1 protein-coding gene is annotated in these 347 nt (G+C 37.5%); it reads left to right on the forward strand.

Annotation, left to right across the window (positions count from 1 at the left end; genetic code table 11):
- Positions 1 to 202: 202 nt before the first annotated feature.
- On the forward strand, positions 203 to 347 hold a 145-nt coding region (locus NRI27_RS18010; RefSeq protein WP_371391912.1), incomplete at its 3' end, for an IS66 family transposase.

Here is a 347-nt window from a genome sequence, read left to right on the forward strand (position 1 = left end):
TTTGGAAGACGGAAGAGTATTTCCGAAAATGAATATAAAAAAAGTTGTCTAATCACATAAATATTATGGTAAATATGTCGATATTTATAATATGAGAAACCTAAATGATCACTCACCTCAATTAACTGAACAGGATACAAAGATTGCGGCTCTTGAAGAGGAACTACTCTGTCTAAAAGCAATCATAGCTAGGTACGAAGAGATGTTTCGTTTACAAAAGCAACGCCAATTCGGAGCTTCAAGTGAGAAGTTCCCGAGTGGTCAACTGACACTTTTCGGTGAGGAAACATCACATTCTTCTACCCTGGAAAATACGACAGTGCAAGGAACTTCGAAAGCTTCCAATC

The organism is Sporosarcina sp. OR05, from assembly GCF_041414805.1.
GTDB classification, from domain to species: Bacteria; Bacillota; Bacilli; order Bacillales_A; family Planococcaceae; genus Sporosarcina; species Sporosarcina saromensis.